The sequence below is a fragment of the Microbacterium sp. NPDC006705 genome (assembly GCF_044903545.1).
Lineage (GTDB): Bacteria > Actinomycetota > Actinomycetes > Actinomycetales > Microbacteriaceae > Microbacterium > Microbacterium plantarum.
Map to the genome: position 1 here is coordinate 231734 of NZ_JBJDQQ010000001.1, position 23207 is coordinate 254940.

The 23207-nt window shown below is 70.8% G+C and carries 24 protein-coding genes; all 24 read left to right on the top strand.

Annotated features, from left to right (window positions below):
- Positions 1 to 44 precede the first annotated feature (44 nt).
- The gene (gene pyrR / locus ACI2K6_RS01015; RefSeq protein ID WP_112614880.1) at positions 45 to 575 is read left to right on the top strand and encodes a bifunctional pyr operon transcriptional regulator/uracil phosphoribosyltransferase PyrR; all 531 of its coding nucleotides are present in this window, start codon (positions 45 to 47) and stop codon (positions 573 to 575) included.
- On the top strand, positions 572 to 1537 hold the full coding sequence (locus tag ACI2K6_RS01020; protein WP_404567777.1) for an aspartate carbamoyltransferase catalytic subunit: 966 nt from the start codon (positions 572 to 574) through the stop codon (positions 1535 to 1537). Before pyrR ends, ACI2K6_RS01020 begins: the two co-directional genes overlap by 4 nt.
- The gene (locus ACI2K6_RS01025; protein WP_404567779.1) at positions 1534 to 2844 is read left to right on the top strand and encodes a dihydroorotase; all 1311 of its coding nucleotides are present in this window, start codon (positions 1534 to 1536) and stop codon (positions 2842 to 2844) included. Before ACI2K6_RS01020 ends, ACI2K6_RS01025 begins: the two co-directional genes overlap by 4 nt.
- Positions 2841 to 3365 (top strand): hypothetical protein, encoded by a 525-nt coding sequence (locus ACI2K6_RS01030; RefSeq protein ID WP_274177925.1) that lies wholly within the window; start codon positions 2841 to 2843, stop codon positions 3363 to 3365. Before ACI2K6_RS01025 ends, ACI2K6_RS01030 begins: the two co-directional genes overlap by 4 nt.
- On the top strand, positions 3362 to 4510 hold the full coding sequence (carA, locus tag ACI2K6_RS01035) for a glutamine-hydrolyzing carbamoyl-phosphate synthase small subunit (RefSeq protein WP_404567780.1): 1149 nt from the start codon (positions 3362 to 3364) through the stop codon (positions 4508 to 4510). The genes ACI2K6_RS01030 and carA overlap by 4 nt, the downstream gene beginning before the upstream one ends.
- Positions 4510 to 7797 (top strand): carbamoyl-phosphate synthase large subunit, encoded by a 3288-nt coding sequence (gene carB, locus ACI2K6_RS01040; protein WP_274177924.1) that lies wholly within the window; start codon positions 4510 to 4512, stop codon positions 7795 to 7797. The genes carA and carB overlap by 1 nt, the downstream gene beginning before the upstream one ends.
- The gene (gene pyrF, locus ACI2K6_RS01045; protein WP_274177923.1) at positions 7794 to 8663 is read left to right on the top strand and encodes an orotidine-5'-phosphate decarboxylase; all 870 of its coding nucleotides are present in this window, start codon (positions 7794 to 7796) and stop codon (positions 8661 to 8663) included. Before carB ends, pyrF begins: the two co-directional genes overlap by 4 nt.
- Positions 8656 to 9552, top strand: a complete 897-nt coding sequence (gmk, locus tag ACI2K6_RS01050; RefSeq protein ID WP_112614868.1) for a guanylate kinase — start codon at positions 8656 to 8658, stop codon at positions 9550 to 9552. Before pyrF ends, gmk begins: the two co-directional genes overlap by 8 nt.
- 79 nt (positions 9553 to 9631) lie before the next feature.
- Entirely contained in the window at positions 9632 to 9886 is a 255-nt protein-coding gene (rpoZ, locus tag ACI2K6_RS01055) for a DNA-directed RNA polymerase subunit omega (protein ID WP_023950606.1), read from the top strand.
- 110 nt (positions 9887 to 9996) lie between these two features.
- Positions 9997 to 11190 (top strand): methionine adenosyltransferase, encoded by a 1194-nt coding sequence (gene metK, locus ACI2K6_RS01060; protein WP_404567782.1) that lies wholly within the window; start codon positions 9997 to 9999, stop codon positions 11188 to 11190.
- A 29-nt stretch (positions 11191 to 11219) separates the two neighbouring features.
- Complete coding sequence (locus tag ACI2K6_RS01065; protein ID WP_404567783.1) at positions 11220 to 13151, top strand: primosomal protein N'; 1932 nt, start codon at positions 11220 to 11222, stop codon at positions 13149 to 13151.
- An 8-nt stretch (positions 13152 to 13159) separates the two neighbouring features.
- Entirely contained in the window at positions 13160 to 14080 is a 921-nt protein-coding gene (gene fmt / locus ACI2K6_RS01070) for a methionyl-tRNA formyltransferase (RefSeq protein WP_404567784.1), read from the top strand.
- Positions 14077 to 15429 carry an RsmB/NOP family class I SAM-dependent RNA methyltransferase gene (locus tag ACI2K6_RS01075; protein ID WP_404567785.1) on the top strand — a complete coding sequence of 451 codons (1353 nt, stop codon included), beginning with the start codon at positions 14077 to 14079 and terminating at the stop codon, positions 15427 to 15429. Before fmt ends, ACI2K6_RS01075 begins: the two co-directional genes overlap by 4 nt.
- Positions 15430 to 15446: 17 nt before the next feature.
- Positions 15447 to 16124: a ribulose-phosphate 3-epimerase gene (gene rpe / locus ACI2K6_RS01080; protein WP_205289309.1), complete on the top strand. Its 678-nt coding sequence runs from the start codon at positions 15447 to 15449 to the stop codon at positions 16122 to 16124.
- Between the two features lie 52 nt (positions 16125 to 16176).
- Positions 16177 to 16440, top strand: coding sequence for a phosphoribosyl-ATP diphosphatase (locus ACI2K6_RS01085; protein ID WP_023950618.1), 264 nt, complete (start codon positions 16177 to 16179; stop codon positions 16438 to 16440).
- Between the two features lie 40 nt (positions 16441 to 16480).
- A complete protein-coding gene (gene hisG / locus ACI2K6_RS01090) occupies positions 16481 to 17323 on the top strand; it encodes an ATP phosphoribosyltransferase (protein WP_094261495.1) in 843 nt (280 codons plus the stop codon).
- A 1-nt stretch (position 17324) separates the two neighbouring features.
- Complete coding sequence (gene hisF, locus ACI2K6_RS01095; protein ID WP_112614856.1) at positions 17325 to 18089, top strand: imidazole glycerol phosphate synthase subunit HisF; 765 nt, start codon at positions 17325 to 17327, stop codon at positions 18087 to 18089.
- Entirely contained in the window at positions 18086 to 18445 is a 360-nt protein-coding gene (hisI, locus tag ACI2K6_RS01100; protein ID WP_354450572.1) for a phosphoribosyl-AMP cyclohydrolase, read from the top strand. The genes hisF and hisI overlap by 4 nt, the downstream gene beginning before the upstream one ends.
- Positions 18442 to 19047: a Trp biosynthesis-associated membrane protein gene (locus tag ACI2K6_RS01105; RefSeq protein WP_354450574.1), complete on the top strand. Its 606-nt coding sequence runs from the start codon at positions 18442 to 18444 to the stop codon at positions 19045 to 19047. Before hisI ends, ACI2K6_RS01105 begins: the two co-directional genes overlap by 4 nt.
- Positions 19048 to 19094: 47 nt before the next feature.
- Entirely contained in the window at positions 19095 to 19322 is a 228-nt protein-coding gene (locus ACI2K6_RS01110) for a DUF6704 family protein (protein WP_023950623.1), read from the top strand.
- A 1-nt stretch (position 19323) separates the two neighbouring features.
- Complete coding sequence (trpC, locus tag ACI2K6_RS01115) at positions 19324 to 20100, top strand: indole-3-glycerol phosphate synthase TrpC (protein ID WP_269266187.1); 777 nt, start codon at positions 19324 to 19326, stop codon at positions 20098 to 20100.
- Positions 20097 to 21356 carry a tryptophan synthase subunit beta gene (gene trpB / locus ACI2K6_RS01120; protein ID WP_404567788.1) on the top strand — a complete coding sequence of 420 codons (1260 nt, stop codon included), beginning with the start codon at positions 20097 to 20099 and terminating at the stop codon, positions 21354 to 21356. The genes trpC and trpB overlap by 4 nt, the downstream gene beginning before the upstream one ends.
- Positions 21353 to 22147, top strand: a complete 795-nt coding sequence (gene trpA / locus ACI2K6_RS01125) for a tryptophan synthase subunit alpha (RefSeq protein WP_112614846.1) — start codon at positions 21353 to 21355, stop codon at positions 22145 to 22147. The genes trpB and trpA overlap by 4 nt, the downstream gene beginning before the upstream one ends.
- 43 nt (positions 22148 to 22190) lie before the next feature.
- Entirely contained in the window at positions 22191 to 23165 is a 975-nt protein-coding gene (lgt, locus tag ACI2K6_RS01130; RefSeq protein ID WP_404567790.1) for a prolipoprotein diacylglyceryl transferase, read from the top strand.
- Positions 23166 to 23207: the final 42 nt, after the last annotated feature.

The following is a 23207-nucleotide window of genomic DNA, read 5'->3' on the forward strand; positions in this document are numbered from 1 at the left end:
GCAACCTTTAACCCCGTCCTGTGAGGCGGAGAAGGGAGCGGCGGATGAGCACGCGCACCGTGCTGCATGAAGCCGACATCGCGCGGGCCCTGACGAGGATCTCCCACGAGATCCTCGAGTCGAACAGGGGACCCGCCGACCTCGTCATCCTCGGCATCCCGCGGCGGGGCGTTCCCCTCGCTGCACGCATCGGCTCTCTCCTCGCGGAGATCTCCGGGACGGTCGTCCCGGTCGGAGCACTCGATGTGACGATGTACCGCGACGATCTGCACCGCAACCCGACGAGGGCACCGCAGCCGACCGAGATTCCGGAGGGCGGCATCGACGGCAAGGTCGTCGTCCTCGTCGACGACGTGTTGTTCTCCGGACGATCGATCCGCGCGGCCCTCGACGCGCTGCAGGACATCGGTCGCCCCGCGGCCGTCAGACTCGCGACCCTCGTCGACCGCGGCCACCGCGAACTGCCCATCCGACCCGACTTCGTCGGCAAGAACCTGCCCAGCGCCCGCGACGAGCGGGTCAATGTGCGCCTGCGCGAGGTCGACGGCGTCGAGGAGGTGACGATCGGAGCATGAGGCACCTGCTCGACACCAAGGACCTGGATCGGCGCGACGCCCTGCGCATCCTCGACGTCGCGGAGGACATGGCGGCTACGCAGCAGCGCGAGGTCCGCAAGCTCCCCACGCTCCGAGGCAAGACCGTCGTGAACCTCTTCTTCGAGGACTCCACGCGCACCCGGATCTCGTTCGAGGCCGCCGCCAAGCGCCTCTCGGCCGACGTCATCAACTTCTCGGCCAAGGGGTCGTCGGTCTCCAAGGGCGAGTCGCTCCAGGACACGGCACAGACGCTGCAGGCGATGGGGGCCGACGCCGTCGTGATCCGCCATGGCGCCTCCGGCGCACCGCAGACCCTGGCCGGCAGCGGATGGATCAGCGCCGGTGTGGTCAACGCCGGTGACGGCACGCACGCGCATCCGACGCAGGCCCTGCTCGACGCATTCACCATCCGCAAGCGATTCTTCGGCGAGGCCAGCCGGGGCCGCGACCTCGCCGGTCTCCGGGTGACGATCGTCGGCGACATCCTGCACTCGCGCGTCGCGCGGTCGAACGTCTGGCTGCTGACGACCCTGGGTGCCGAGGTGACCCTCGTCGCACCGCCGACCCTCGTGCCGCAGGATGTGTCGGCCTGGCCGGTCCGCGTGATCTACGACCTCGATGAGGCCATCGCCGCGGGTCCGGATGCGCTCATGATGCTCCGCATCCAGCTCGAGCGCATGAACGCCGCCTATTTCCCGACTGAACGGGAGTATTCGCGGACGTGGGGCCTGGATGCCGCGCGGCTCGGCGCGCTCCCGGCCGATAGCATTGTCCTGCACCCCGGCCCGATGAACCGGGGGATGGAGATCTCCACCGCCGCCGCCGATTCGCCGCGCTCGACCGTGCTCGAGCAGGTGGCGAACGGTGTCTCGGTGCGGATGGCCGTGCTCTACCTGCTGCTCGCGGGCGAGCGCACCGAAGCTGAGGAGGACGGACGATGAGCGAGAGCTTCCTCATCCGCGGAGCGCGCCTGGCCGGCGGCGACGCGACGGACATGCTGGTCATCGACGGGACGATCGCCGAGGTCGGCCCCGGCCTGAGCGCCAGAGGTGCCACCGTCGTCGACGCCGACGGGCTCATCGCCCTGCCGGGGCTCGTCGACCTGCACACCCACTTGCGCGAGCCGGGGTTCGAGGCGTCCGAGACGATCCTCACCGGGTCGCGCGCTGCAGCGGCGGGCGGGTTCACCACCGTTTTCGCGATGCCCAACACCTCGCCCGTCGCCGACACCGCGGGTGTCGTCGAGCAGGAGCTCGCCCTGGGCGAGGCCGCCGGGTACGTGCACGTCCAGCCGATCGGCGCCGTCACGATCGGGCAGAAGGGCGAGCGCCTGGCCGAGCTGGGCGCGATGGCCGCCTCGCGGGCACGCGTCCGCGTGTTCAGCGACGACGGCTTCTGCGTCTTCGATCCGCTCATCATGCGCCGCGCCCTCGAATACGTGAAGTCGTTCGACGGCGTCGTCGCCCAGCATGCTCAGGATCCGCGGCTGACCGAGGGCGCCCAGATGAACGAGGGCACCGTGTCGGCAGAGCTGGGACTGACCGGCTGGCCGGCGGTCGCCGAGGAGTCGATCATCGCGCGCGACGTCCTGCTCGCCGAGCACGTCGGCTCTCGACTGCACGTCTGCCACCTCTCGACGGCGGGCTCGGTCGACATCATCCGGTGGGCGAAGAAGCGCGGCGTGAACGTGACCGCCGAGGTGACCCCGCACCACCTGCTGCTGTCGGAAGAACTCGTCCGCGGCTACGACGCGCGTTTCAAGGTCAACCCGCCGCTTCGCCGTGACGAGGACGTGCGGGCAGTCCGCGAGGGCCTCGCCGACGGCACGATCGACATCGTCGCGACCGACCACGCCCCGCACCCCGCCGAGGCGAAGACGTGCGAATGGGCCGCGGCGGCGAACGGCATGGTCGGTCTCGAGTCCGCGCTGCGGGTCGTGCAGCAAGCGGTCGTCGACACCGGACTGCTCGATTGGGACGACGTCGCCCGCGTGCTCTCGACGGCTCCCGCTCGGATCGGCCGCCTGGCCGATGCCGGCACGCCGCTCGAGGCCGGCCGCCCCGCCTCGTTCACGCTGTACGACCCACGCCCGGTCCGCACCTTCACGGATGCCGACCTGCGGGGTCGCAGCGTGAACTCGCCCTACGTCGATCGCGAACTGCCGGGCGAGGTGCGCTGGACGTTCTTCCGCGGCACGCCGACGGTCGCCGACGGTGACCTGCTCGAACGCCCGGGAGCCCGCGCGTGACCCGCGAAGGAGCTCTGCTCGTCATGGTCGCGGTCGCCCTGGTGCTGCTCGCACTCGGGGTCTGGGCCTGGCGACGACGAACGAGGCGCGACAGCGGCCTCACGGCACCGGTGGGCGAGTTGCCCGCGGGCGCCGTGCAGACGGCGGCGATCTCGGGACTCTACGTCGCGACGACCCGCCACGACGAGCCGCTCGAGCGCCTCGCCATCCGCGGGCTCGGATTCCGCTCCCGCGTCGACGTCATCGTCGCCGCGGGAGGCGCGGGTGACGGCGTGGCCATCGACCTGACCGGTCAGCCGCGCCTGTACATCCCCGCCGGGCGCATCGTCTCCGTCGATCAGGCCACCGTCGCCATCGACCGTGTCGTCGAGAAGCAGGGCCTGACACGCCTGAGCTGGCTGATCGATGACGAGACGATCGTGGACAGCTACTTCCGGCCCCAGACCGCATCGGCCCGTGCGCTGGCCGATGCCATCCAGACCATCGTGACCCCCACCCAGACCCCAGGAGGCGACGCGTGACACTGTTCACCCGTGACCCCGCCGTGCTCGTGCTCGAGGACGGATCCCGCCACATCGGCCGCGCCTACGGCGCGCGCGGCACCACCCTCGGAGAAGTCGTCTTCGCGACCGGCATGACCGGCTACCAGGAGACCCTCACCGACCCGTCCTACGCGGGCCAGATCGTGCTGCAGACCGCACCCCACATCGGAAACACCGGCATGAACGGCGAGGACATCGAGTCGCGCCGCATCTGGGTCGCCGGCTACATCGTGCGCGACCCCTCGCGCGTGGTGTCGAACTGGCGCTCGGAGCACTCGCTCGACGAGTCGCTCGAGCGCGACGGCATCGTCGGCATCAGCGGCATCGACACGCGCGCCGTCACGCGCGTCCTGCGCTCGGCGGGCTCGATGCGCGGCGGCGTCTTCAGCGGCGACGCCGCCGAGATCGATCCCGAGGAGCAGCTGCGCATCGTCCGCGAGGCGCCGGAGATGACCGGTCGCAACCTGTCCGCCGAGGTGTCGGTGCCCGCCGCCGAGGTGACCCCGGCGACGGGGGAGCGGCTCGGAAACCTCGCGGTGCTCGACCTCGGCGTGAAGCAGGCCACGGTGAACAACCTCGCCGCCCGCGGATTCGACGTCCACGTCCTCCCGCAGGACGTCACGTTCGAGCAGCTCCGTGCGATCGACCCGATCGCGGTGTTCTACTCCAACGGCCCGGGCGACCCGGCCGCGAGCGACCACCACGTCGAGCTTCTGCGGGGCGTCCTCGCCGAGAAGCTGCCGTTCTTCGGGATCTGCTTCGGCAACCAGCTCCTCGGCCGCGCCCTCGGCTTCGGCACCTACAAGCTGCCCTTCGGCCACCGCGGCATCAACCAGCCCGTGCTCGACAAGCAGACCGGGCGCGTGGAGATCACCGCGCACAACCACGGCTTCGCCGTCGACGCGCCGATCGAGGGCGTCGTCGACAGCCCGGCCGGCTTCGGCCGCGTCGAGGTGAGCCACGTCGGCCTCAACGACAACGTCGTGGAGGGCCTGCGGGCCCTCGACCTGCCGGCATTCTCGGTGCAGTACCACCCCGAGGCCGCCGCCGGCCCGCACGACGCCAACTACCTCTTCGACCGCTTCCGCGACCTCGTGGTCGCGACCCAGGAGAACAAGAACTGATGCCCAAGCGCGACGATATCCAGAGCGTCCTCGTCATCGGGTCGGGGCCGATCGTCATCGGCCAGGCCTGTGAATTCGACTACTCCGGCACCCAGGCGTGCCGCGTGCTCCGCGAGGAGGGCGTCCGCGTCATCCTCGTCAACTCCAACCCGGCGACGATCATGACCGATCCCGACTTCGCCGACGCCACGTACATCGAGCCCATCACGTGGCAGGTCATCGAGACGATCATCGCCAAGGAGCGCCCCGACGCGATCCTGCCGACCCTGGGCGGTCAGACCGCTCTCAACGCGGCGATCGACCTGCACAAGCACGGCATCCTCGAGAAGTACGACATCGAGCTGATCGGCGCGAACTTCGAGGCGATCAACAAGGGCGAGGATCGGCAGATCTTCAAGCAGCTCGTCATCGACTCGGGAGCGGATGTCGCCGACAGCCGCATCTGCCACACGATGGACGAGGTGCTCGCGGGCGCCGCCGAGCTCGGCTACCCGCTCGTCGTGCGCCCCTCCTTCACGATGGGCGGGCTCGGCTCGGGCTTCGCGTACGACGAGGAGGACCTGCGCCGTATCGCCGGAGCGGGCCTGCGCGACTCGCCCACGACCGAGGTCCTGCTGGAGGAGTCGATCCTCGGGTGGAAGGAGTACGAGCTCGAGCTCATGCGCGACTCGGCCGACAACACCGTGGTCGTCTGCTCGATCGAGAACGTCGACCCGGTCGGCGTCCACACCGGCGACTCCATCACGGTCGCGCCGGCACTGACGCTCACCGACCGCGAGTACCAGAAGATGCGCGACATCGGCATCGACATCATCCGCGCCGTCGGCGTCGACACCGGTGGCTGCAACATCCAGTTCGCGGTCGATCCGCAGACGGGGCGCATCATCGTCATCGAGATGAACCCGCGCGTGTCGCGTTCGTCCGCGCTGGCGTCGAAGGCGACCGGGTTCCCGATCGCGAAGATCGCCGCGAAGCTCGCGATCGGCTACCGCCTCGACGAGATCCCGAACGACATCACGAAGGTCACCCCGGCGAGCTTCGAGCCGACGCTCGACTACGTCGTGGTCAAGGTGCCGCGCTTCAACTTCGAGAAGTTCCCGGCCGCCGACACCACCCTCACGACGACCATGAAGTCGGTGGGCGAGGCGATGGCGATCGGGCGCAACTACGCCACGGCTCTCCAGAAGGCGCTGCGCTCGCTCGAGAAGCGCGGATCGAGCTTCCACTGGGGCGACGAGGAGCGCTCGGTGGACGAGCTGCTCGAGATCGCGAAGACCCCGACCGACGGCCGGATCGTGGTCCTGCAGCAGGCGATGCGCAAGGGCGCGACGGTCGAGCAGGCTTTCGAAGCCACCGCGATCGACCCGTGGTTCCTCGACCAGATCGAGCTGATCAACGAGGTCGCGGCGTTCGTGGCCGACGCGGGCGAGCTCGACGAGCACGTCATTCGGACGGCGAAGGACCACGGGTTCAGCGACGCGCAGATCGCGCAGCTGCGCGGCATCACCGAAGAAGAGGTGCGCGGCGTCCGCCACGGCCTCGGCCTGCGGCCGGTCTTCAAGACGGTCGACACCTGCGCCGGTGAGTTCCCCGCGCTCACGCCGTACCACTACTCGTCGTACGACACCGAGACCGAGGTCACGCCCTCCGAGCGCACGAAGGTCGTCATCATCGGCTCGGGCCCCAACCGCATCGGGCAGGGCGTCGAGTTCGACTACTCGTGCGTCCACGCCAGCTTCGCGCTGGCGGACGCCGGCTACGAGACGATCATGGTCAACTGCAACCCCGAAACGGTATCGACCGACTACGACACGAGCGACCGGCTCTACTTCGAGCCGCTGACGCTCGAGGACGTCCTCGAGGTGCTGCACGCCGAGTCGCAGTCCGGCACGATCCTCGGCGTCATCTGCCAGCTCGGCGGTCAGACGCCGCTCGGGCTCGCAAAGGGCATCGAGGCGGCCGGATACAGCATCCTGGGCACCCAGCCCGCGGCGATCGACCTGGCCGAGGAGCGTGAGCTCTTCTCGCGTCTGCTCGACGACGCCGGTCTCGTCGCCCCGCGCAACGGCACCGCCATCGACGTCGAGGGGGCCGTCGAGGTCGCCGAGTCGATCGGCTACCCCGTCCTGGTCCGCCCGAGCTTCGTCCTCGGCGGCCGCGGCATGGAGATCGTCTACGACACCGAGAGCCTGCGCGACTACTTCGTGCGCGTCGCCGACCAGGCGATCATCGGCCCGGGCCTCCCGCTGCTCGTCGATCGCTTCCTCGATGACGCCGTGGAGCTCGACGTCGACGCGCTGTTCGACGGCGAAGAGCTGTACATCGGCGGCGTGATGGAGCACCTCGAGGAAGCCGGCATCCACTCCGGTGACTCGAGCTGCACGCTGCCGCCGATGTCGCTCGGCCGCACCGAGATCGACCGGGTGCGCGAGGCGACTCTCGCCATCGCCCGCGGTGTCGGCGTGCGGGGTCTGCTGAACGTGCAGTTCGCCGTGTCGGCGGGTGTGCTCTACGTCATCGAGGCGAACCCGCGCGCGAGCCGCACCGTGCCCTTCGTGTCGAAGGCGCTCGGCATCCCGCTGGCCAAGGCCGCGTCGCGGATCATGGCCGGGTCGTCGATCGCCGAGCTGAAGGCCGAGGGGCTGCTGCCCGCCGAGGACGGCTCGCGGGTCCCGCTCGATGCGCCGGTCGCCGTCAAGGAGGCCGTACTCCCCTTCAAGCGCTTCCGCACCGCTGACGGCCGGACGGTCGACTCGGTCCTCGGCCCGGAGATGCGCTCGACCGGTGAGGTCATGGGCATCGACCGCGACTTCCCGACCGCCTTCGCGAAGAGCCAGGCGGCCGCCTACGGCGGCATGCCCACCTCGGGCACCGTATTCCTGTCGGTCGCCGACGACGACAAGCGCGCCGTCATCCTGCCCGCCCACCGGCTGCAGGAGCTCGGCTTCCGCCTGATCGCGACCGAGGGGACCGCCGAGATCCTCGCTCGCAACGGCATCCGCGTGGAGGTCGTCGGCAAGTACTCCGAGACCCAGGGCTCGGGGGAGCGAAACGTCGTCGATCTCATCAACGCCGGCGAGATCGACATGGTCGTGAACACGCCCTCGGGCGGCGTCGCTCGCGCAGACGGCTACGAGATCCGGGCCGCGGCCGTGGCGGGCGACCGTGCCCTGTTCACCACGATGGCCGTCCTCGGTGCCGCCGTGAGCGCGCTGCCCGTGCTCCGGGAAGGGTTCGAGGTCAAGAGCCTGCAGGACTACGCCCTCGAGCGGGCGGGGCGCAGGTGACCGCATTCGGGGAGCGCCTGTCCGGCGCGCTCGACACGTATGGGTCGCTCTGCGTCGGCATCGACCCGCACGCCGCACTGCTCGCGGACTGGGGCCTTCCGGCCTCGGCCGCGGGCGTGCGCGAGTTCGGTCTGCGCGTGGTCGAGGCCGCGCGCGAGCGGGTGGGCATCGTCAAGCCGCAGGTCGCCTTCTTCGAACGCTACGGGTCAGCGGGCTTCGCCGCGCTCGAAGAGGTGCAGCGCGCCGCACGCGACGCGGACCTCATCGTCATCGCGGACGCCAAGCGCGGCGACATCGGCAGCACGATGGACGGCTATGCCGCGGCGTGGCTCGAGCCGGGCGCCCCGCTGGAGGCGGACGCCGTCACCGTGAGCCCGTACCTCGGCCCGGGGTCGCTCCGCGGCACGATCACAGCCGCGGCGCGCGCCGGCAAGGGCGTCTTCGTCCTCGCTGCCACCAGCAACCCCGAGGCGTTCGGACTGCAGTCGGCGGAGGTCACCGTCGTCGAGGCGCAGCGCGGCCAGACGGTCGCGGACTGGGTCGCCGCCGGCGTCGGATGGGCGAACCGTGCGGCGGCGGACGCGGGAGGTCTCGGTCACGTCGGGCTCGTCGTGGGTGCGACCGTCGACCGCGACGAGCTCGGTCTCACGCACGAATCGCTTCGCGGCGCACCGATCCTCGCTCCCGGCTTCGGCGCGCAGGGCGTGGCGCTCGGCGCGGTGCGTTCGGTGTTCGGACCGCTCGCGGGCCAGGTGGTCGCGAGCGCCAGCCGCAGCGTGCTCGCCGCCGGTCCCGACGGAATCATCGACGCCATCGACGCGCATCGGCGGGAGCTCGCCGAGGCAGAGGAGGAAGCCCGTGGCTGATCGTCCCCACCCACCCGAGGTCGACCGCGCCGCGGCGTCACGCCGTGCCGTCGAAGCGCGACGCGAGCGGGCGGCGCTGAAGAAGGATGTCGCGATGCGCGTCATCTCACCTCAGGAGCTCCTGCGGCGCGCTCTCGCCGATCCCGAGTCGGCGGCCGGCGCCATGCGGGTGACCGACTTCCTCACGGCGATCCCGGCGATCGGTGAGAACAAGCGCGACCGGATCCTCGCGGATCTCGACATCTCGCCCGTCAAGCGCCTCGGCGGGCTGGGGTCGCGTCAGCGGCTCGCGCTTCAGCAGTTCCTGGATGCCCGCCTGCCCGAGCCCCAGCCGCGTGCCGGCCGATCGCGGCTGCTTGTGCTGGCCGGGCCCACTGCCGTCGGCAAGGGAACGGTCGCCGCGCACATCCGCGACAACCATCCCGAGATCATGCTGTCGGTGTCGGCGACCACCCGGGCCCCGCGGCCGGGAGAGGTCGACGGCGAGCACTACTACTTCGTCGACGACGCCGAGTTCGACCGTCTCATCGCCGAGGGCGAGCTGCTCGAGTGGGCCACCGTGCACAACCGTCACCGGTACGGCACGCCGAAGGCGCCCATCGAGGCGGCACTCGCGGCGGGGCGCACGGTGCTGTTGGAGATCGACCTGCAGGGAGCCCGTCAGGTGCGCGCGGCCGCGCCGGATGCGACCCTCGTCTTCCTCCTGCCGCCGAGCTGGGACGAACTGGTCGACCGGCTGGTCGGGCGGGGAACCGAGGACGCCGAGGAACGCGCCCGTCGCCTCCGTACGGCGCGTGTCGAGCTCGCCTCGCAGGGCGAGTTCGACTACCGCGTCGTCAATGACACCGTCGCGCGCGCGGCCGACGAGGTCGCCGCGCTGGCCGACTGATCGCGTAGACTGGGGGGATGCCTGCGCCTGCGGCGCGGCAGCAGACTCTCCACCGACATCGATCCCGGAAGGATCCGCCATGGCCGGAAGCAACGAAGGCATCATCGACCCGCCCATCGACGCCCTGCTCGACAAGGTCGACTCGAAGTACCAGCTGGTCATCTACGCGTCCAAGCGTGCGCGTCAGATCAACGACTACTACTCCGACCTCCACGAGGGCAACCTGTTCGACAACGTCGGCCCGCTCGTCGACTCGTCGGTCGAGGACAAGCCGCTGACGATCGCGATGCACGAGATCCACGAGGACAAGCTCCGCCTGCGTTCGCTCGACTGATCCGGCGGTAGACCCGTCACATTTCTGCCCGCGGCAGCCGGATGTCGGCCGCCGCGGGCAGAATCGTCTCCGTCCCGATCCCGCCCCGTTCCGTCCCACAGGGAGCCCCGATGAGCCAGCTGCGCCTGTTCACGTCCGAGTCCGTCACCGAGGGGCACCCCGACAAGATCTGCGACCAGATCTCCGACAGCATCCTCGACGCGCTGCTCACGGTCGACCCCGGCTCCCGTGTCGCTGTCGAGACCCTCGTGACGACGGGTCTGGTGCACGTCGCGGGCGAAGTGCGCACCGACGGTTACGCCGACATCCCCGGCATCGTCCGCGGCGTCGTCAACGGAATCGGGTACACCTCGAGCGAGACGGGCTTCGACGGCGACTCGTGCGGTGTGACGGTGTCGATCGGCGAGCAGTCGTCCGATATCGCCGCCGGCGTCGACAACGCCCTGGAGCACCGCGAGCAGGGTTCGATCGATCCGACCGATGCGCTCGGCGCCGGCGACCAGGGCATCATGTTCGGCTACGCGACCAACGAGACGCCGCAGCTCATGCCGATGGCCATCTGGACTGCCCACCGCATCGCCGAGCGTCTGACATCGGCCCGCCGCACCGGGGCCCTGCCGTTCCTGCGGCCCGACGGCAAGACGCAGGTGACCCTCGGCTACGAGGGCGCGGTGCCCCGCACGGTCGAGACCGTGGTGCTCTCGACACAGCACCAGCCCGACATCTCGCTGCCGGCGCTGCGGGCGGCCGTGCAGGCCGAGGTCATCGAGCCGGTGCTTGCCGAAACCGGTCTCGACATCTCCGACGTCGAGTACGTCATCAACCCCGCGGGGCCGTTCGTCGTCGGCGGCCCGAAGGGGGATGCCGGACTGACCGGCCGCAAGATCATCATCGACACCTACGGGGGCGCCGCACGGCATGGCGGCGGAGCCTTCAGCGGCAAGGACCCGTCGAAGGTCGACCGCTCCGCGGCCTATGCGATGCGGTGGGTCGCGAAGAACGCCGTCGCCGCAGGCCTGGCCGACCGTCTCGAGGTGCAGGTCGCCTATGCGATCGGGCGCGCCGCACCCGTGGGGCTCTACGTCGAGTCGTTCGGTACGGGCCACGTCGCCGACGAGGTCATCTCGGCGGCCATCCGCGACGTGTTCGATCTCCGGCCGCAGGCGATCATCGACCGCCTCGACCTCCTGCGGCCCATCTATGCGAAGACCGCCGCGTACGGTCACTTCGGCCGCGAGCTGCCCGAGTTCACCTGGGAGCGCACCGACCGTGTCGAGGAGTTGCGCGTCGCCGCGGGCCTGTGAGCGACGCGCCTCGGCGGGTCGCCCGAGTATTGATCGATTCGCCCCTGCCGCAGCTCGATCGCCTCTTCGACTACGTCGTTCCCGACGTCCTCCGCGAGGCCGCGTTGCCCGGTGTGCGGGTCAAGGTGCCGCTCCGCACGGTCGGGCGCACCGTCGAGGGCTACCTCGTCGAGCTCGGCGACGAGACCGACGGCGACCGTCCCCTGTCCGAGCTCGAGGATGTCGTTTCGCCCGTCGAGGTGCTGCCGGAGCGGCTCCACGCCCACGCGCGCCGGGTGGCCGATCGGGCCGCGGGGTCGGCGAGCGATGTCCTGCGGCTGGTGATCCCGAAACGGATGGTGCGGGCCGAGAAGGCCTGGGCGGCCTCCGGTCCGCCTGACGTACCGGTCGTGAGCGCGGAGTCCCTCGCCTGGGCCCGCGAGACGACGGCGGCGTACCCCGATCTGGAGGGTGCGGTCGAGAACGGCGAGCGCCTCGCGGTCGACGCCCCGCCCCGCCCCGCCGAGGACGTCCCCGCCTGGTCCGAACTGCTCGCCGCGCTGGCCGTGCTCACGCTCGCGCGGGGCAAGAGCGCGGTCGTCGTCGTGCCCGACCACCGAGACGAGGCGCATGTCCTCTCCGTCCTGGCGCGTCGGGTCGACGAGGGAGCGGTCGTCAGGGACGATGCGCGCCGCTCGGGCCCCGAGCGCTACGCGGGGTACCTTCGGCTGCTGGCCCCGGTGCCGTGCATCGTGGTGGGCAATCGGTCGAGCGTGTACGCCCCTGCCCATGACGTCGGCGCCGTCCTCCTCTGGGACGACGGCGATCCGCTGCTCGCGGAGCCGCTGAGCCCGGGTGTGCACGCGCGAGACGCCGCCCTCGTCCGGCAGGAGCTCCAGGCCTGCGCGCTGGTCTTCGTCGGTCTGACACGGACGACCGACGTCGAGCGTCTCGTAGCACTCGGCTGGGTGCGCGAGATCGCGGCCCGCCGTCGTGAGAGCCCCCGGGTCGTGCTGTCGGCGACGCGCGAGGGCGAGTCGCGGGGCACGCGGGTCCCGTCGGCGGCGTTCGCCGCGGCGCGCGAGGCGCTGACGCACGGACCCGTTCTGGTGCAGGTGGCACGACCCGGGTACGCCCCGGTGCTGGTGTGCGCCGACTGCCGCACGCCGGCGCGCTGCGCGCATTGCGCCGGTCCGCTGCGCGCCCGTCGGCCGGGTGCCGTTCCCGAGTGCGCGTGGTGCGGGCGGGGTGCGCCGGCGTGGGGATGCGCGTCGTGCTCCTCCCAGCGCCTGCGCATGGCGTCGTCGGGGAGCGAGCGCACGGCCGACGAGCTCGGACGCGCCTTCCCGAACACCCGTGTCATCGTCTCCGACGGCGAGCACCAGGTCACCCACGTCGATGCGAGACCCGCCCTCGTGATCGCGACGCGCGGCGCGGAGCCCTTCGCCGCCGGCGGGTACCACGCCGTCATCCTGCTCGACGGCGATCGGATGCTGATGACCGAGCAGCTGCGCATCGCCGAGGCATGTCTGCGGTGGTGGTCGGATGCTGCGGCTCTCGCGGCCCCCGGCGCGCCGGTGCACCTCGTCGGTGTCGCGGGTCCCGCCGCCCGCGCGCTCGCGACATGGACGCAACCGGCGTACGCCCGGGCGGAGCTCGCCGAGAGGGCCCCGCTCCACATGCCGCCGACGGTCCGCGTCGCGGCCGTGGAAGGGACCGCGTCAGCCGTATCGGAGGCGATCGAGCAGCTGCGGGCCGATGTGCCCGCTCTGACCGAGACGTCGATTCTCGGCCCCGTGCCGCGCGAAGACGCCGTCCGTGCGCTCGTGCGGTTCGAGTACGCGCTGGGGCGCGCGGTGGCCGAGTCGCTTCGGGCGTCGGTCGTCGCCGCGGCGCTGCGCGGGCGTCGTCGGCGCGGGGCGCCGCCAGGACCGCGCAATACACTCAGAGTACGTCTCGACGTGCCCGATCTCGATCTGTGAGGAGCGCCATGCGCATCGTCTTCGCCGGGACACCGGAACCCGCCCTGCCCTCGCTCCGGCGACTCGCCGCCTCTCGCCACGAGGTCGTCGGAGTCGTGACGCGCCGCGACGCGCCGCTCGGTCGCAAGCGCGTGCTGACGCCCTCGCCGGTCGGCGCGCTCGCGGCTGAGCTCGGACTGCCGGTGCTGAAGACCGACCGCCTCGATGCGGCGGCGACGGAGACGATCACGTCGTGGGGCGCCGACCTCGGCGTCATCGTCGCGTACGGAGGGCTGGTGCGCGAGCCGCTCCTGTCGGCACCGCGGCACGGGTGGATCAACCTGCATTTCTCGCTGCTGCCGGCCTGGCGCGGGGCGGCGCCGGTGCAGCATTCGCTCATCGCCGGGGACCGGGTGAGCGGCGTAAGCGTGTTCCAGCTCGTTCCTGAGCTCGACGCGGGCGATGTCTTCGCGCAGACGCGCCACCCGGTGGACCGGGGCGCCACCGCGGGGCGACTTCTCGCCGAACTCGCGGATCTGGGTGCGGACACCGTCTCGGATGTCGTCGACGCGATCGCCGACGGCACCGCGACCGCCGTCGCGCAGACGGGCGCGCCGACCCTCGCTCCCAAGCTCACGCTCGCCGACGGGCTCCTCGATTTCGCACTGCCCGGCGACACGGTGCTCGACCGCTTCCGCGGCACGACGCCCGAGCCCGGCGCGCACACCACGGTGGCCGGGCAGCGGCTCAAGGTGCTGTCTGCGAGGCGCGGGCCGGATGCCGCTGCCCTCGCACCGCGCGAGATCCGCCTCGTCGGTAAGGAGGTCCTCGTCGGAACCGCCGACGGCACGATCTCGCTCCTGTCGGTGCAGCCCGCGGGGCGCGGCGCGATGCCGGCTCCCGACTGGTGGCGCGGACTGCGCGCCGACAGCCTCGAGGCGGGATCGTGAACCCCGCACGCCGTGTCGCCTTCGACGTGCTGCGCGCGGTGGCCGACTCCGACGCGTATGCGAACCTCCTTCTGCCGCAGGAGCTCCGGCGGTCGGGACTGAGCCCTGCCGACGCCGGGCTCGCGACCGAGCTGACATACGGCACGCTGCGCCGCCAGGGCACCTACGACGCGATCATCGAGCAGGCGTCAGGGCGTTCCATCGACACGATCGATCCGCCGGTGCGCGACGCGCTGCGCCTCGGTGTCCATCAGCTGCTGTCGACGCGGGTCGCGTCTCATGCCGCGGTGAACGAGAGCGTCGAGCTGGTGCGGCGCGCGGGCGCGCCCAACGCGGCCGGTTTCGCCAACGCGGTCCTGCGACGCATCGCGCGGGACAACCCGGGCGATTGGCTGCAGCGGGTGGATGCCGCAGCACGCTCGGACGACGAGCGGCTCGGGCTGCGCTACTCCCACCCGGTATGGGTCATCCGTGCGTTCCGTCGGGCACTCGCGGCCGAGGGGCGCGCGGACGAACTCGACGAGCTGCTGGCCGCCGACAACGTCTCGCCGAGCGTCACGATGACCGCACTGCCGGGCCTCGCCGACATCCCCGCCGACCGGGCACGGACCCCGTACTCACCGCTCGGTTTCCGCCTCGACGGCGGTGATCCCGAGCCGATGGTGCGTCGCGCGGAAGGCCGCATCCGCGTCCAAGACGAGGGTTCCCAGCTCGCGGCGCTCGCGCTGTCGCGCGCGCTCCCGGTCCGCGCCGGTGAGCGCTGGCTCGATCTGTGCGCCGCGCCGGGCGGCAAGACCGCTGTCCTGGCCGCCGAGGCCCTGGCGGGAGGGGCCGTGGTCGAGGCCAACGAGATCTCGCCTGCGCGCGCACGTCTCGTTCGATCCTCGGTCGCCGGCGTTCCGCTCGAGGTGCCGGTGTCGGAGGAGGACGGGCGCGAGCGTGCCGGCCGAGGTCGTTACGACCGCATCCTCGTCGATGCGCCCTGCACGGGGCTCGGCGCGCTCCGTCGCCGGCCGGAGGCGCGCTGGCGCAAGAGCCCCGCGGATGTCCCCGACCTCAGCGCCCTCCAGCGCGAACTGCTCTCCGCCGCCGTCGATGCGCTCGCCCCGGGCGGGGTCGTCGCGTACGTGACCTGTTCTCCCCACCTCGCCGAGACCGCCGTGGTCGTCGCCGACGTGCGAGCAGCCCACCCCGATCTCCGGGAGCTCGATGCCCGCGAGGTCGTCCGGGCGGTCAGTCGGGGAGAGATCGATCTGCCCGAGCCGCAGGACGGGTCGGGCCGCGCGCAGCTGTGGCCCCACCGCCACGGCACCGACGCCATGTCCATCACCCTGCTGCAGAAGCCGTGAACGGCGATAATGGGGGAGTGAGCGACGCCGACGCCTTGCGCATCAACCCCAGCATCCTGGCCGCGGATTTCGTGAACATGCAGGCCGAGCTCGGCCGCATCCGATCGGCCGACTTCGTCCACGTCGATGTGATGGACAACCACTTCGTCCCGAACCTGACGTTCGGGCCGCAGATGGTCGAGCGGATCCAGGCCACGAGTCCGATTCCGCTCGACGTCCACCTGATGATCTCGGACGTCGATCGCTGGGGTCCCGGCTACGCTGAGCTCGGTGCCGCGAGCGTCACCTTCCATCTCGAGGCCGCCACCGACCCCGTCGCGCTCGCTCGCCGGCTGCGCTCGATCGGCTCACGCGCCGGTGTCGCCGTCAAGCCCGCAACGCCCGTCGAAGGCCTCTTCGACGTGCTGGACGAGTTCGATCAGATCCTCGTCATGACGGTCGAACCGGGCTTCGGCGGCCAGAGCTTCATGGCCGACCAGATGCCCAAGCTCCGCCGGCTCGCCGACGAGGCGCGCCGTCGCGGTTCTTCCGTCTGGCTGCAGGTCGACGGCGGCATCTCCGAGTCGACGATCGCGCAGGCGGCCGAGGCCGGAGCCGACACGTTCGTGGCCGGCTCGGCGGTGTTCGGCGCCGACGATCCGGATGCCGCGATCGCGAGCCTCCGCGATCGGGCGCTGCGGGCGCACCGGCACTGATCCGTCGCCCGCCGCGGTCGGATCGCCCGTCGCGGGCCGGTACCCTGGCTAGGTGAAGACGTTCGACGCGCTGTTCGCAGAGCTCACCTCTATCGCCGAGACCCGGCCCGAGGGCTCGGGCACGGTCGCGCAGCTCGACCGCGGTGTGCACGCCATCGGCAAGAAGATCGTCGAAGAGGCGGCCGAGGTCTGGATGGCGGCCGAGTACCAGTCCGATGCCGAGACGGCCGAGGAGATCTCGCAGCTGCTCTACCACCTGCAGGTGCTCATGATCAGCAAGGGTCTGAGCCCCGAAGACGTCTACCGACATCTCTGAGCGACGCCCCGCCCTCCCGCTCCGAGACAGAAAGACCCCCATGCTGCGCATCGCCGTCCCGAACAAGGGATCGCTCGCCGAGACCGCCGCCGAGATGCTGGCCGAGGCCGGATACACCGGACGCCGCGACTCGAAGGACCTCCACGTCATCGACCCCGTCAACGAGGTCGAGTTCTTCTACCTGCGTCCGAAGGACATCGCCACCTACGTCGGCTCGGGCGCCCTCGACGTCGGCATCACCGGCCGCGACCTGCTGCTCGACGCCCGCATGCCGGGCGCGCGCGAGATCGAACGGCTCGGCTTCGCGGGTTCGACCTTCCGCTTCGCGGCCCCGACCGGCACGTTCACCGACGTGGCCGAGCTCGCCGGCAAGCGCATCGCGACGTCGTACCCCGGGCTCGTCGACGCGTTCCTCGACGAGCGCGGGATCGCCGTCGACCTCGTGCCGCTCGACGGTGCCGTCGAGTCCGCGGTCCGCCTGGGCGTCGCAGATGCCGTCGCCGACGTCGTCGAGACGGGCACGACCCTCCGTCAGGCCGGACTCGAGGTCTTCGGTCCCGAGATCCTGCGTTCGGAGGCCGTGCTGATCGCGGGTCCCCACGATGCGGACGGCACCGAGCGGCTGCTGCGCCGGCTTCGCGGCGTGCTCGTCGCGCGCCGCTACGTGCTGGTGGACTACGACCTGCCGGCCGCGCTGGTGGATGAGGCCGTCGCTATCGCGGGTGGCATCGAGTCGCCGACGATCTCGCCGCTGCGCGACCCCGAGTGGGTGGCGGTCCGCGTGATGGTGCCGCGCGCGAGCGTGAACACGACGATGGACGAGCTGTACGCCATCGGCGCGCGCGCGATCCTCGTCACCGCGATCCACAACGCGAGGCTCTGACATGACGTTGGCACGCCGCGTCATCCCGTGCCTGGACGTCGCCGCCGGTCGCGTCGTCAAGGGCGTCAACTTCGAGAATCTGCGCGACATGGGCGACCCGGTCGAGCTCGCGCGACTTTACTTCGAGCAGGGCGCCGACGAGCTGACCTTCCTCGACGTCACCGCGACCGTCGACGGACGCGCCACGACCTACGACGTCGTCCGTCGCACCGCGGAGCAGGTCTTCATCCCGCTCACCGTGGGAGGCGGCGTCCGCTCGGTCGACGATGTGGCGCGGCTCCTCTCGGTCGGTGCCGACAAGGTCGGCGTCAACTCGGCCGCGATCGCTCGCCCCGAGCTGCTCGGTGAGATCGCCGACCGCTTCGGTGCGCAGGTCCTCGTCCTCTCGCTCGACGTCAAGCGCGCCGAGGGCACCGAATCGGGTTTCGTCGTGACGACGCACGGCGGGCGAACGGCGACCTCGATCGACGCGCTCGCCTGGGCGCGCGAGGCCATCGAACGGGGTGCGGGGGAGTTGCTCGTCAACTCGATCGATGCCGACGGCACCAAGGACGGCTTCGATCTGGAGCTCATCTCGCTGATGCGCGAGATCTCGTCCGTCCCGGTGATCGCCTCGGGCGGCGCGGGTGCGACGGAGCATTTCGTCCCCGCCATCGAGGCAGGAGCGGATGCCGTCCTGGCGGCATCCGTGTTCCACTCGGGCCAGCTCACGATCGGCGACGTGAAGGATGCGCTGACCGCTCAGGGCATCGAGGTGCGGCGATGACCGAGAGCAGCATCGACGAGCGCATCGCCCGGGTCTCGTTCGACGCGAACGGGCTCGTCGCCGCTATCGTCCAGCAGCACGACACGCGCGAGGTGCTCATGCTGGCGTGGATGGATGCCGAGGCGCTGCGCCGAACGCTCACGAGCGGACGCGTGACCTTCTGGTCGCGCTCCCGCCAGGAGTACTGGCGCAAGGGCGACACGTCCGGCCACATCCAGCTCGTCCGCGGGGCGCGGCTCGACTGCGACGGCGACGCCGTGCTCCTGCTCGTCGAGCAGGTTGGTGTTGCGTGCCACACCGGCACCCGCACATGCTTCGACGCGGACGACCTCGACCCCGTCGTCGCGGTGCCATGACCCGCCGGTCCCGCATGCTCGCCGTCCTCGCGGCCGTCGTCGGCGGCGGCCTCGCGGTCATCGGCGCGACCCAGCCCTGGCTCGAGGCGACGCTGCGCGACGGCGCCCAGGCGGTCCTTCCGGTGCCGGGCACCGAAGCGCTCCCGCTCGTCACCCCGCTCGGCCTGGCGGCGCTGGCGCTCGGTCTGGCGCTGTCGATCGTCGGCACGGTGCTCCGCTACGTCTTCGGTGTCATCGGCGTGCTCATCGGCGCGGCTCTCCTCGCCGAGTCGCTGCGGATCGCCCTCACGGCACCGCCGGAGGCCGTGGTCGGCGTCGTCGCCGACACGACGGGCCTCGCGGGGGTCGAGGCGGTCGGGACCCTCGTGTCGGCCATCACCGTCACCGCTTGGCCCTGGATCACGGCGATCGGCGCGCTGGTGGTGTGCGCGGGCGGCGTGCTCACTCTCGTCACGGCGCGCTCGTGGCGCAGCACCGCGCGCCGCTATCGCACCGACCCCGCTGTCGAGGCCCGCCGTCCCGGCGGATCGCGTCCGCATGATTCGCACGATCCGATCGATTCCTGGGACGACCTCAGCCGCGGGTCCGATCCGACCGCCTGAGCCCCGGTAGACTGACCTCAGCCCGAGAAATCCCGCGAAGGAGAACAATGAGCAACATCGGCGACCCCGGCCACGGACACTCCCCGGCGGCGTGGACCGCTGTGGTGATCATGCTTCTGGCGTTCGCGCTCGGCACCCTGTTCTTCTGGCTCGACATGCCGGTGCTGGTCTGGGCGTCCGCGGGTCTCCTGGTCGTCGGCCTGATCGTCGGCTGGGCCATGGCGAAGGCCGGCTACGGCGCATACGGCGACAAGTACACCCCGAAAGCGCACTGACGTGCTGGCCGGTCTCACGGCCGGCGCCGTCGAGGATGCCGAGGCCCGTGCGGCCGAGCGGCCCCTCGCCGTCGTCGAGCGCGACGCGCTCGCTCAGGCCCCGGCCCGGGACGCCCTCGCGGCGCTCGCGCCGGCCGAGCGGGTCAAGATCATCGCCGAGGTCAAGCGCGCGAGCCCCTCGCGGGGCGATCTCGCCGCCATTCCCGACCCGGCGCTGCAGGCCGCGCGGTATCAGGAGGGCGGCGCATCCGTCATCTCCGTGCTGACCGAGGGTCGACGTTTCAAGGGGAGCCTGGCCGACCTCGAGGCCGTTCGCGCCGAGGTATCGATCCCCGTTCTCCGCAAGGACTTCATCGCAGGCGCCTACCAGGTCTTCGAGGCACGGGCAGCGGGCGCCGACCTGGTGCTGCTGATCGTCGCCGCGCTTGAGCAGCCGGTGCTGGCCGAGCTTCACGAGCTCGTGCTCGAACTCGGCATGACGCCGCTCGTCGAGACCCACTCGCTCGACGAGGTGCATCGTGCCGCCGACATCGGAGCGCGTCTGGTCGGCGTCAACGCGCGCAACCTTTCGACGTTCGAGCTCGATCGCGATCTCTTCGGCCGGCTCGTGGAGCACCTTCCGGCTGACGCTGTGAAGATCGCGGAGTCCGCCGTCCTCACCCCCGACGACGTGTCCCACTACCGTCGCGCGGGTGCCGACGCCGTCCTGATCGGCGAGGCGCTCGTGACCAACGACCCCGTGACCACCCTGCACGCATTCCTGGAGGCCGGCGCGTGAGCCTGCGAGAACAGCACGGTCCCTTCTTCGGTGAGTTCGGCGGGCGATTCATGCCCGAATCCCTCGTCGCGGCGATCGACGAGCTGACAGCGGTATACGAGTCGGCCATGGCCGACCCCGAGTTCGCGGCCGAACTGACGCGGACCCTCGCGACCTACGCCGGACGTCCGTCCGCGTTGACGGAGGTGCCGCGTTTCGCCGAGCACGCCGGTGGCGCGCGCGTGTTCCTCAAGCGCGAGGATCTCAACCACACCGGCTCGCACAAGATCAACAACGTGATCGGTCAGGCGATGCTGACCAAGCGTCTCGGCAAGACGCGCGTCATCGCCGAGACCGGAGCCGGTCAGCACGGCGTCGCGACGGCGACGGCCGCAGCCCTGTTCGGCTTCGACTGCACGATCTACATGGGCGAGGTCGACACGGAGCGGCAGGCGCTCAACGTCGCGCGGATGCGCTTGCTCGGCGCCGAGGTCGTGCCGGTCACGACGGGGTCGCGCACCCTCAAGGATGCGATCAACGAGGCGTACCGCGACTGGGTCGCCTCGGTCGAGACCACCAACTACATCTTCGGCACCGCGGCGGGGCCGCATCCGTTCCCCGCCATGGTGCGCGATTTCCAGAAGATCATCTCGGAAGAGGCACGCGAGCAGCTCCTCGCCAAGACCGGGCGGCTTCCGGATGCCGTCGTCGCCTGCGTCGGCGGCGGATCGAATGCGATCGGCATGTTCGACGCCTTCCTCGATGACGAGGGCGTCGCACTGTACGGCGTCGAGGCCGCGGGTGAGGGAGTCGACACCGAGCGTCACGCCGCGTCGATCGGGCGGGGCCGCCCAGGCGTCCTGCACGGGGCGAAGACTTTCGTGCTGCAGGACGAGGACGGTCAGACGGTCGAGTCGCACTCGATCTCCGCGGGACTCGACTATCCGGGCGTCGGCCCCGAGCACGCCTGGTTGGCGTCCATCGGTCGTGCGTCCTACATCCCGGCCACCGACACCGAGGCGATGGAGGCACTGCGGCTGCTGAGTCGCACCGAGGGCATCATTCCCGCTATCGAGTCGGCCCATGCGCTGGCCGGTGCGCTGCGCATCGGACGTCAACTCGGCCCCGACGCCATCATCGCCGTCAACCTGTCGGGGCGCGGCGACAAGGACATGGACACCGCGGCGCGCTGGTTCGAGCTGTACGACGACGGTGCGGAGCCGGTGGTCGAGCCCGAACACGACGAGGCGGCGTCGGGCGAAGGAGTGGAACTGTGACCTCCCGCGTGGCCGCGGCGATCGAGGCCGCACACGCCGAGGGGCGCGGCGCGTTCGTCGGTTACCTTCCGCTCGGCTTCCCCGATCTCGAGACGAGCATCGAGGCCGCCGTCGCGCTGGCAGAGGCCGGCGCCGACGTCCTCGAGCTCGGCCCCCCGTACTCCGACCCCGTGATGGACGGCGTCGTCATCCAGGAGGCGACCCAGGTGGCCCTGGCCGCGGGTTTCCGACTGCGCGACACCTTCACGGCAGTCCGGGCGATCGCAGAGCGCGTCGACATCCCGATCCTCGTCATGACCTACTGGAACCCCGTGCTGCAGTACGGCGTCGACCGTTTCGCCGACGACCTGGTCTCGGCCGGCGGTGCAGGTCTGATCACGCCGGACATCACTCCGGATGCGGCGCCCGAGTGGCTCGCCGCGTCGGAGCGCACGGGGCTCGACCGCGTATTCCTCGCCGCACCGACGTCGACCGAGGAGCGACTGCGGATGATCGTCGAGGCCTCCACGGGCTTCGTGTACACCGTTTCGACCATGGGAATCACGGGGGAGCGGACGGAGCTCGACGCGGCCGCCCGCACTCTCGTCGGCCGTATCCGTGCGCTCGGCGCAGCCCACGCCTGCGTCGGCATCGGCATCTCGACGCCCGAGCAGGTCGCGGGCGTCGTCGACTATGCTGACGGCGCCATCGTCGGGACCGCACTCGTGCGTGCCCTGCGCGACGGGGGAGTGGCCGGTCTCACCGACACCGCGCGTGAACTCGCGGCGGGCACCGCCCGCGAGCGCGTCTAGACTTTTCCGGTCGCACGACCACCGATTTCCGAGGGACGATCCGATGATCCACGCTGCACACACGCTCGTCGCGAGCATCCCGAGCCCGTCGGTGAGCTACATCGACCTGGGCCCGCTGCGCATCCACTTCTACGCGCTGTGCATCATCGCCGGGATCATCGTCGCGACGCTGATGACCAACCACCGCCTCACGAGGCGCGGTGCGGAGCCGTGGGTCGTCATCGACATCGCACTGCTGGCTGTGCCGTTGGCCCTGGTGGGTGCGCGCGCATTCCACGTCCTGACGCACCCGGGGTTCTACTTCGGACCCGACAAGAACCCGTGGGCGGTGCTCTTCATCTGGGAAGGCGGCATCGCGATCTTCGGTGCGCTCATCGGCGGTGCCGTGGGCGCCTACCTCGGCTGCAAGTGGACCGGCATCCGGTTCTGGAGCTTCGCCGACGCGCTGGCTCCGGGAATCCTGCTCGCTCAGGCGATGGGGCGCTTCGGGAACTGGTTCAACCAGGAGCTCTTCGGACTCCCCACCGACCTGCCCTGGGGGCTGGAGATCAATCCCAGCAACCCCGCGTTCCCCGCGGGACTGGCTCCTGACACGCTCTTCCACCCGACGTTCCTCTACGAGGTGATCTGGAACGGTCTCGGCGTGCTCGTGCTGCTGTGGGTCGGTCGCAAGGCCTGGGCGCAGTGGGGCAAGCTCTTCGGTCTCTACCTCGTCTGGTACGGCGCCGGCCGCATCGTGTGGGAGTCGATCCGGATCGATCCGAGTGAGATCATCCTCGGCATCCGCACCAACGTCTGGGCGGCGATCTTCGCCGTCGTGGTCGGAATCGCGATCATCGTGGTGCAGACGCGACGTCACCCGGGCGACGAGCCGTCGCCTTATCAGCCGGGTCGCGAATGGGTCGCTCCGAGCGCGCTACAATCGCAGAGCACCGAAGACTTCGTGGATCTGAGCGCACCCCCGACGCCCGAAGCTCACGCAGACAGCGCCACAAGCGCAGTCACCTCGAAGCAGTAGTTCCCCAGGGCCGACGTCGTCCCGGTTTCAGCACCAATGTGA